Annotated in this window: 10 protein-coding genes; 5 read left to right on the top strand and 5 right to left on the bottom strand. The window is 71.9% G+C overall.

Going from position 1 to position 8,265, the window contains the following annotated elements:
- Positions 1–361: GTP-binding protein (locus ACYQ77_RS38795; protein ID WP_459721177.1), on the top strand; the 361-nt coding region annotated here is incomplete at its 5' end.
- A 67-nt stretch (positions 362–428) separates the two neighbouring features.
- Here the strand turns inward: ACYQ77_RS38795 and ACYQ77_RS38790 are convergent.
- Positions 429–662 (bottom strand): hypothetical protein, encoded by a 234-nt coding sequence (locus ACYQ77_RS38790; RefSeq protein WP_459721174.1) that lies wholly within the window; start codon positions 660–662, stop codon positions 429–431.
- A gap of 45 nt (positions 663–707) precedes the next feature.
- The gene (locus ACYQ77_RS38785; protein WP_459721171.1) at positions 708–2,975 is read right to left on the bottom strand and encodes a helicase-associated domain-containing protein; all 2,268 of its coding nucleotides are present in this window, start codon (positions 2,973–2,975) and stop codon (positions 708–710) included.
- A 74-nt stretch (positions 2,976–3,049) separates the two neighbouring features.
- Here ACYQ77_RS38785 and ACYQ77_RS38780 point away from each other — a divergent pair, with 74 nt between their 5' ends.
- From ACYQ77_RS38780 to ACYQ77_RS38765, 4 genes are read left to right on the top strand one after another with little or no spacing between them, the layout of a single operon-like run.
- Positions 3,050–3,235 (top strand): hypothetical protein, encoded by a 186-nt coding sequence (locus tag ACYQ77_RS38780; RefSeq protein ID WP_459721168.1) that lies wholly within the window; start codon positions 3,050–3,052, stop codon positions 3,233–3,235.
- 9 nt (positions 3,236–3,244) lie between these two features.
- Positions 3,245–4,627: a malic enzyme-like NAD(P)-binding protein gene (locus ACYQ77_RS38775; RefSeq protein ID WP_459721165.1), complete on the top strand. Its 1,383-nt coding sequence runs from the start codon at positions 3,245–3,247 to the stop codon at positions 4,625–4,627.
- Positions 4,628–4,637: 10 nt separating this feature from the next.
- Entirely contained in the window at positions 4,638–5,117 is a 480-nt protein-coding gene (gene moaC, locus ACYQ77_RS38770) for a cyclic pyranopterin monophosphate synthase MoaC (RefSeq protein WP_459721163.1), read from the top strand.
- Complete coding sequence (locus ACYQ77_RS38765; RefSeq protein WP_459721160.1) at positions 5,114–6,019, top strand: molybdenum cofactor biosynthesis protein MoaE; 906 nt, start codon at positions 5,114–5,116, stop codon at positions 6,017–6,019. The genes moaC and ACYQ77_RS38765 overlap by 4 nt, the downstream gene beginning before the upstream one ends.
- 20 nt (positions 6,020–6,039) lie before the next feature.
- Here ACYQ77_RS38765 and ACYQ77_RS38760 read toward each other — a convergent pair whose 3' ends face one another.
- The 3 genes from ACYQ77_RS38760 to ACYQ77_RS38750 form a co-directional block, all read right to left on the bottom strand.
- On the bottom strand, positions 6,040–6,933 hold the full coding sequence (locus ACYQ77_RS38760; RefSeq protein WP_459721157.1) for an IS982 family transposase: 894 nt from the start codon (positions 6,931–6,933) through the stop codon (positions 6,040–6,042).
- 115 nt (positions 6,934–7,048) lie between these two features.
- Complete coding sequence (locus tag ACYQ77_RS38755) at positions 7,049–7,405, bottom strand: VOC family protein (protein WP_459721154.1); 357 nt, start codon at positions 7,403–7,405, stop codon at positions 7,049–7,051.
- A gap of 80 nt (positions 7,406–7,485) precedes the next feature.
- Positions 7,486–8,178, bottom strand: a complete 693-nt coding sequence (locus ACYQ77_RS38750; RefSeq protein WP_459721152.1) for a helix-turn-helix transcriptional regulator — start codon at positions 8,176–8,178, stop codon at positions 7,486–7,488.
- Positions 8,179–8,265 lie beyond the last annotated feature (87 nt).

Below are 8,265 nucleotides of genomic sequence, written 5' to 3'. Positions count from 1 at the left end.
GGACAGCGATCTGATTCTGTATCTGTTCGGTACGCCGGGTCAGCACCGGTTCTGGTTCATGTGGGACGACCTGGTCCGCGGCGCGATCGGCGCGGTGGTGCTGGTCGACACCCGCAGGCTGGCCGACGCGTTCGCTTCCATCGACTTCTTCGAGGACCGCGGCCTGCCCTACATCGTCGCGATCAACTGCTTCGACCGGGTTCTCCACCACCGCATCGACGACGTCCGCGACGCACTCACCGTCGAGCAGTCGGTGCCGATCGTCACCTGTGACGCCCGGGACCGCGAATCGACCAAGGAAACGCTGATCACGCTGGTCGAGCACGCCATGCACCAGCGCATGAGCGCCCGCGCGGGCTGACGGAACACTCGAGCGAGTCTCGCTCTCGACGACCGGGAGCGAGACTTGTCGCAGTCAGGCCGGCGACTCACTCGCCGTGGGCCCGGCGGGCGTAGTACGCCATCGACCGGGTCGCCTCCTGCGCGGTCGCCAGGTCGCCGCGGGCCAGGGCGCGCAGCGCGTCCGCGGCACGGCTCACCCCCATCAACGCGTCCAGCATCCGCTCGTGCTCGTCGTCGGTGCGGGTGAGGTCCAAGCGGGACAGCAGGGCGCGCACGCCGCCGTCGATCGTGTCCGCACGCGCCACCAGGTCCGTTGCCATGACGGGACGGTGCGCCCGCCCACTCGAACCCCGCTCGAGCCCGGCTCAGTTCTCCACGAGCGATGCCGACGTGATCCGGTGCAGCGGGTACTGCCGGACCGCTCCGTGCGTGACGTCCCGCCCCTCCAGCACACCGCCGCCGACGCGGAACGGGTCCACCACGCGCTGGCTCGCCACGCCACGCGAGTCGACGAACCCGATCCACACCTGGCTGTTCTGCTCGATGGCCTCCCGCAGCAGCGCCAGCGTCGCCGCGGTGTCCGTGGCCCCTGTACCCGCCGCGAGGGACACCGTCCGCCCCCGCTTGGTGCCCGCCGCCATGTCCCCGGCACGCAGCTGCTCGACCATCGCCTGCAACCGTTCCGGCGAGGCCGGTGCCATGGCCCCGGGCCGCCGTGACCTGGCGGGTGCCGGCAGCCGCAGCCCTGACGGCCGCAGGTCCAGCACCTGACCGTGCGCGTCCTCGGCGGCGGGTGCGAACCCCGCCCCGCGCAGCTCCTCCAGCACGTCCGCCAGCGGTACCGGGCTGACCAGCACGGTCGGCGCGATCTTGCGCAGCTCCAGCCGGGCCGCGGCCGGGTGCGCGGAGACCTCGGCCAGCAGCACCGGGTCGTCGCAGCGCAGGAACGACGCCGCGGCGCCGCCGCGCAACCGGCCGTGCCGCCGGGCCACGTCGTCGATGAGGTAGGTCAGCGACTGCGGCACCGGTGTGCGCGACCGCGTGGTGAACAGGTCGTGCAGCTCCTCGGCCGTCCGCCCGGCGTCGAGGGCCCGCCGCACGGACGACTCCGTCACCCGGTACACGGTCGCGCTGCCCGCCGACTCGACGTCCGCCACCTGCCCGATGTCCACGGCCAGCGCGGGCTCCAGCGGTCCGGGCGCGACGACCGTCAGGTCTGCCTGCACCAGGACGTGGTCCAGCGGCTCCGGCATCGAGTCGGCCATCCGCTTCGCGGCCGCCGCCGGGCCGTCGTCCAGCAGCGCCCGCCCGGCGCCGGTCAGCGCGCCCAGCGCCACCAGCCCCATCGTGGTGGCCTCGGAGAGCGTCCACCGCACGATCTCGTCCCGCAGCCGCCCACCGCGCCGCGGCGCCCGCCATGCCAGCACGGCGGCCAGGTCGTCCGGCGACGCGACGCCGGTGCCCGCCCGCAGCTCGGCCAGCGCCGCCAGGATGCGCCGCCGCTCCGCGGGCGCCGGTGGCCGCCGCAGGTCGTCGGACAGCGGCGCCAGCACCTTGTCCTTCGCGTCCCGCATGCCCGCGAGACCGGGCAGCCGCGGCATGTCCAGCCACGCGGCGGCGAGCGTCGCCCACTGGTTCGCCGGGGTGGCGGTCAGCCACGGGTCGACCAGCGTGGTCGGCATCCACTCCGGCGTCGTCGCCGACGCGCTGTCGGCGACCATGCCCGCGGCGAACAGCACCTCCACGATCAGGCCGACGCCTCGCTCGTCGGTGTCCAGTTCGCGGGCGAGCTTGCGCAGGTCCCGCACGCCCAGCCCGCCTGCCTTCAGCACCGCGGCGGGCTCGGCGGACCACAGCCGGACCAGCGTCTCCGTGCGGCGCAGGAACTCCAGGGCCTCACCGGCGGCCGTGGCGTCCACGGTGGAGGACTTGTGCTGCTTGGTGGCGGGCGCCGGTTCGTCCAGTTTGACCGTGCCGAGCGGACTGTCGCCGCGGATGACGAGCCCCACCTGCCTCGGCAGCTCCACGGTCTCGGCGTCGCGCCGCAGCAGCAGTCCCATGGCGAGCAGCCGCTGCACCGGCGTGGTGGCCTCGTCGAGCGGCACCTCGACACCCGCGTCCTTCGTGCGGCCCAGCGGGGAGCCGTGCGCGAGGGTGTTCAGCAGCCGCCGCTCCGCCTCCGGCAGGTCCGCGAGCATGCCCGCGATGTCCACACCGTCCAGCGCGGGCGACGGCCTGCCCAGACCCGCCGGGAACATCCCGCCCGCCTCGCGCGCGGCCGGTGCCACCGACAGCTCGTCGGTGCCCCACGCCAGCGCCAGCCGCACCAGCGTGTCCAGCGCCTCCCGCACCCGCACCGGGTCGACGTCCGGCCCGACGATCTCCCGCACCCGCTCCTCGGTCACCGGCGCCTTGTCGGCGTCCGCCACCACGAGCGCGTCCAGCACGGCCAGCGTGAAGGTGTCGAGCCCTTCCGCCGCCCTGGTCACCGACGCCCTGGTCGCGGCCCGCGCGGCCAGGACCACGGAGTCCGGTGGCGGGGGAGTGGCCAGGTCGGGGCGGGCGGACAGGAGGGCGGCCAGCGTGGCGTCGTCCTGGGCACGCAGCCAGTCGTTGAGCGTGAGACCGGGCACCGGACCACGGTATACGCGGTCGCCCCCACCTCGCGCTCCGGTAATCTCTGGACACCCGAGCTGAAGGAGGACGCGTGGCCAAGAAGGGCGCCAAGGACGGCCGCATCGACCCGCACTGGCCTGCCGACGACGACCACGGCAACCACCCCGTGAGCGAGCTCGCCGCGGACCGCCAGGGCGCGCTCGCGCCGTGGGGTGACCTGGTCTTCCCGCTCGATTCGGTGCCGTACACACACCCGCAGACCGAGATCAACAAGTAGGTCCCCGACATGCCGGTTCCAGGCCCTGGCTACTCCATCACCGTCCGCGTCGAGGCCCCGCCGTCGGCGAGCGCCGCGGGCGACCTGACCGGCGCGGCCGGCAGGGCCGGCGCGGTGATCACCGCGTTCGACGTCGTCGAGTCCCACTCGGACCGCATCGTCGTCGACATCACGGCGAACGCCCACTCGTCCGACCACGCGGAGCAGATCACCGCCGCGCTCGAGGAGCTGCCCGGCGTCTCCGTCCGCAAGGTGTCGGACCGGACCTTCCTCATCCACCTCGGCGGCAAGATCGAGATCAGCTCGAAGGTCCAGCTCCGCAACCGTGACGACCTCTCCCGCGCGTACACGCCGGGCGTGGCCCGGATCAGCCAGGCCATCGCGAAGAACCCGGCCGACGCCCGCCGCCTGACCATCAAGCGGAACACGGTCGCGGTCGTCACCGACGGGTCCGCGGTGCTCGGCCTCGGCAACATCGGCCCCTCCGCCGCGCTGCCGGTGATGGAGGGCAAGGCGGCGCTGTTCAAGAAGTTCGCCGGGGTGGACGCGTGGCCGGTCTGCCTGGACACGCAGGACACCGAGGAGATCATCCGCACGGTGCAGCTGCTCGCGCCCGTGTACGGCGGCATCAACCTCGAGGACATCGCCGCGCCGCGCTGCTTCGAGATCGAGGCCCGCCTGCGCGAGATGCTCGACATCCCGGTCTTCCACGACGACCAGCACGGCACCGCGATCGTGGTGGTCGGCGCGCTGCGCAACGCGCTGCGGGTGGTCGGCAAGGACCTGGCGGACTCGAAGATCGTGGTGTGCGGCGCGGGCGCCGCGGGCTCGGCGATCATCCGGCTGCTCCTGCAGAAGGGCCCGCGCGACATCATCGCGGTCGACGTGAACGGCATCGTCCACCCGGACCGCGGCGACCTCGACGCGAACCTGACGTGGCTCGCCCAGAACACCAACCGCGACCTGATGACCGGCAAGCTGACCGACGCGCTGGTCGACGCGGACGTGTTCATCGGGGTGTCGGCCCCGAACCTGTTCGGCGCCGAGGCGGTCGCCACCATGGCCAAGGACGCGATCGTGTTCGCGCTTGCCAACCCGGACCCGGAGATCGACCCGCTCGAGGCGCAGAAGCACGCCGCGGTGGTGGCGACCGGGCGCAGCGACTACCCGAACCAGATCAACAACGTGCTCGCGTTCCCCGGCGTGTTCCGCGGCCTGCTGGACGCCCAGGCCCGCGCCATCACCGACACGATGCTGCTGGCCGCGGCGGACGCCATCGCGGACGTGGTGGACGGTGACCGCCTGAACGCGTCGTTCATCGTGCCCAGCGTGTTCGACTCGGCGGTCGCACCCGCGGTGGCCGAGGCCGTCGCTCGGGCCGCGCAGCCGTAGCATCGACTTCGTGAGCGACCTGACGCACGTCGACGAGTCGGGCGCCGCGCGGATGGTGGACGTGACCGGCAAGTCGGTGACGTCCCGCGTCGCGGTGGCGACCGGCCGGGTGCACACCACGGCCGAGGTCATCGGCCTGCTGGCGTCGAACGGCCTGAAGAAGGGCGACGCGCTGGCGGTGGCCCGCGTCGCCGGGATCATGGGCGCCAAGCGGACCCCGGACCTGGTCCCGCTGTGCCACCCGCTGGCGATCACCGGCGTGACCGTCGACTTCGACCTGGGCACCGACGCGGTGGCCATCACCGCGACGGTCCGCACCAGCGGCCAGACCGGTGTCGAGATGGAGGCGCTGACCGCGGTGACGGTCGCGGGCCTCACGCTCCACGACATGATCAAGGCCGTCGACCCGGCCGCTGTGCTGTCCGAGGTGCGTGTCGAGCGCAAGGAGGGCGGCAAGACCGGGGTCTGGACCCGACCGGAGGGCCGATGAGCACCGCTGTCGTCATCGCTGCGTCGAACAGGGCCGCCGCCGGCGTGTACGAGGACAAGACCGGACCCGTGATCGTCGCCTGGCTGCGGTCGCGCGGGTTCGACGTGCCCGACCCCGTGGTCGTCCCGGACGGTGAGCCCGTGCTGGCCGCGCTGCGGGACGCGGTCGGCGCCGACGTGGTCATCACGACCGGCGGCACGGGCATCAGCCCCACCGACGCCACCCCGGAGATGACCCGCCGCCTGCTCGACTACGAGATCCCCGGCCTCGCCGACGCCATCCGCGACGCCGGCCTGCCGAAGGTCCCGACCGCCGTGCTGTCCCGCGGGGTGGCGGGCGTCGTCGGCCGGACGCTGGTCGTCAACCTGCCCGGCTCGTCCGGCGGCGTGAAGGACGGCCTCGGCGTGCTCGACGGCGTGCTCGACCACGCCCTCGACCAGCTCCGCGGCGGCGACCACAAGCCGGCCTCCTGGCCCGCCGCGCGGGTGTTGCGCGCGGAGATCAGCGAGGCGCCGATCTCCGTCGACGAGCACGCCGCCCTGGTCGGGGACGACGCCGCCGGTGCGGTGGTCACGTTCGCGGGCGTGGTCCGCGACCACGACGGCGGCAAGGGCGTCACCCACCTCGACTACGAGGGCCACCCGAGCGCGAAGGCGGTGATCGAGGAGGTGGCCGCCGACGTGGCCGCCCGCCACCGGGGTGTGCGGGCGGTCGCCGTCAGCCACCGCATCGGTCCCCTCGCCATCGGTGACGTGGCGCTGGCCTGCGCCGTGGCGGGCGAACACCGTGCGGAGGCGTTCGCCGCCTGCGCCGACCTCGTCGACGACGTGAAGGCCCGGCTGCCCATCTGGAAGCACCAGGTCTTCACCGACGGCACCGACGAGTGGGTCAACTGCCCCTAGACGAATGATGCGTAACTCGGTCAGTGGTCGTAGGCGGTCAGGGATCGGGTGATGGCTTGGCCGGTGGCGCGGTTGTGCCAGATGGCGGCGGTGAGGGCGAGGAGGCGTTGGGCGATGCGGACTCCGACGCCTTCGATGGTGCGTCCGCCGTGTTGTTCGAGGTTGAGTTGGCCTTTCAATGTGTCGTTGACCGATTCGATGAGTTGGCGGATCGACTTGAGTAGCGGTTCGCCGGGGTGTGGTGTGCGGTTGCGGTAGGACGGTCGGATCAGTTGGATCCCGCGCTGGGTGAGGTAGTGGTCGAGTTCGCGGGAGATGTAGCCCTTGTCGGCGATGATGAGCAGTCCGGGGCGTTCGGTGAGCAGGTGGGGTTCGTGGTCGCAGATGGCCACGAGGACCTGCCGTTCGTCGATCTTCGGGTCGGCCAACGCCCAGGCGACCGGTAGGCCGGCCGGGGTGCAGACCAGGTGCAGGCGCAGGCCCCAGAACCAGCGCGAGTGTGAGCGGCAGTAGCCGTACTTGGCCCAGCCGGCCAGTTCCGAGCGCTTCACGGTGGGCAGGGACCGGCCGCACTCCACCGGGGTTGAATCGACTATCCAGGTGGTGTCGGTCCATAGATCGGTGTCCGCGGCTACCAGCCGCATGACCTGCTTGATCAGTGGTAGTGCGGCACGCAGGCGCCGGTTGTAACCGGACTGACCAGGCAGATATCGGAACGCGCCGGGCATCCGTAAGGGCAGGAACCGCAGCCACCGTGCCTCGGAGGTGAAACCGAGCAGCGCCTGGGCCACAGCCAACGTCACCAGCTCCGCGTCAGTGAGCTTCGGTGGTCTGCCCATCCGACGCCCACCAGCGAGGTAGTCATCGATCTTGACGTAGAGTGCGGTCAGAAGGGTGTTCAGGTCTGTCGTCACAAACGGATCTTGAACACCCTTCGTCCGTCTCCAGCCACCGCCCCGACTTACGCATTACTCGTCTAGCTGTATGCGCAGCCGGGCGCGGTCCAGTTCGATACGCGCCCCTAGTGCGTCACTTCTCGATCGGCGAGTAGACGCCGATGTGGTTGCCCGCCGGGTCGAGCAGGTGCGCGAAGGTCAGGCCGTCCGGCGTCGTCGTCGGTGGGTCGACCACCTTGCCGCCGAGCCGCTCGGCCTGCGCGGCGGTCGCGGCGACGTCCGACACGACCACGAAGAACGTGGCCCGGTTGCGCGTGCCGGTGGACACGCCGCCCTGCGGACGGTTCGAGTCCTTCGCGGTGACGAGCCGGTAGCCGGGGCTGTTGGGGTCGTTCGCGAAGGTCCAGTCGAACAGCTCGCCGTAGAACCGTTCGGTGCTCTGGGTGTCGTCGGTGTCGATCTGGAACCAGTCGACCGAGCCGTGTGCCATGTGGTGCCTCCTCATCTCGTGCGTGGCACCACGATCGGGCTCGTCGGCGACAACGTCCTGTCGGTGTTTCCAGCCCGGTTTCACGTGAACGCTGTGGCCTGCGTCACGTGATAGGGGAGATTGAGGTCCTCGGTCGGCCGGTCGGGCACGGACTCGCCGGTGTCATGGACGGCGACGACCCGGTCGAGGCGGAAGGCCCGCAGCTGGTCACGCAGGCGGCACCACCCGACCAGGTACCAGTTCTCCTCATTGGCGACGAACATGACCGGCTCGACGAGCCGCTCGGTCGGCGTGCCGCGCTTGTCGACGTAGTCCAGCCGCAGCACATGGCGCGCGGCGAGCGCGTCCTCGATGACGACGGGGATGGCCGGTGCCTCGGTCTCCGGGAACAGGAAGCCGACCCGGCCGGCCAGCTCCCGCGTGGCCGACGCCTCGTGTGCGGGCATGGCGGCCATGATCTTCCGCAGCGCGCTGCTCGCGGCCCGCGCGAACGGGGAGCCCGCGGCCTGCTTCAGCGCCACCGAGACGGCGACCGCCTCGGCCGGGGTGAAGTTGAGGGGTGGCAGTGTCCGCGCCGGGTCGATGGCGTAGCCGCCGCGCCTGCCGGTGTCGGCGTAGATCGGCACGCCGACCTGCTGCAAGGCACTGATGTCCCGCTCGATGGTGCGGACGCTGACCTCGTACCGGGCGGCGAGCTGGCGGGCACTGCGCCGCAGCGGCGCGGCTGCCCGCAGGTCCTCGACGATCCCGTACAGCCGGTCCGTTCGGTTCATGGGGCGGACCGTAGCCCGCACCACCGACAGAGAAGGACTCCACCGCCGGGGGACCGCGGTGGAGTCCTTCTCGCCTGAACCAGCCAG

This window comes from Actinophytocola sp. KF-1, from assembly GCF_054661535.1.
This window is presented reverse-complemented; position numbering and strand designations above follow the sequence as displayed.

Bases quoted from the DNA above. Each gene is read 5' to 3' on its own strand.
- ACYQ77_RS38750 (WP_459721152.1), bottom strand. From the start codon at position 8,178: ATGAACCGAACGGACCGGCTGTACGGGATCGTCGAGGACCTGCGGGCA.
- ACYQ77_RS38775 (WP_459721165.1), top strand. From the start codon at position 3,245: ATGCCGGTTCCAGGCCCTGGCTACTCCATCACCGTCCGCGTCGAGGCC.
- ACYQ77_RS38765 (WP_459721160.1), top strand. From the start codon at position 5,114: ATGAGCACCGCTGTCGTCATCGCTGCGTCGAACAGGGCCGCCGCCGGC.
- ACYQ77_RS38755 (WP_459721154.1), bottom strand. From the start codon at position 7,405: ATGGCACACGGCTCGGTCGACTGGTTCCAGATCGACACCGACGACACC.
- ACYQ77_RS38790 (WP_459721174.1), bottom strand. From the start codon at position 662: ATGGCAACGGACCTGGTGGCGCGTGCGGACACGATCGACGGCGGCGTG.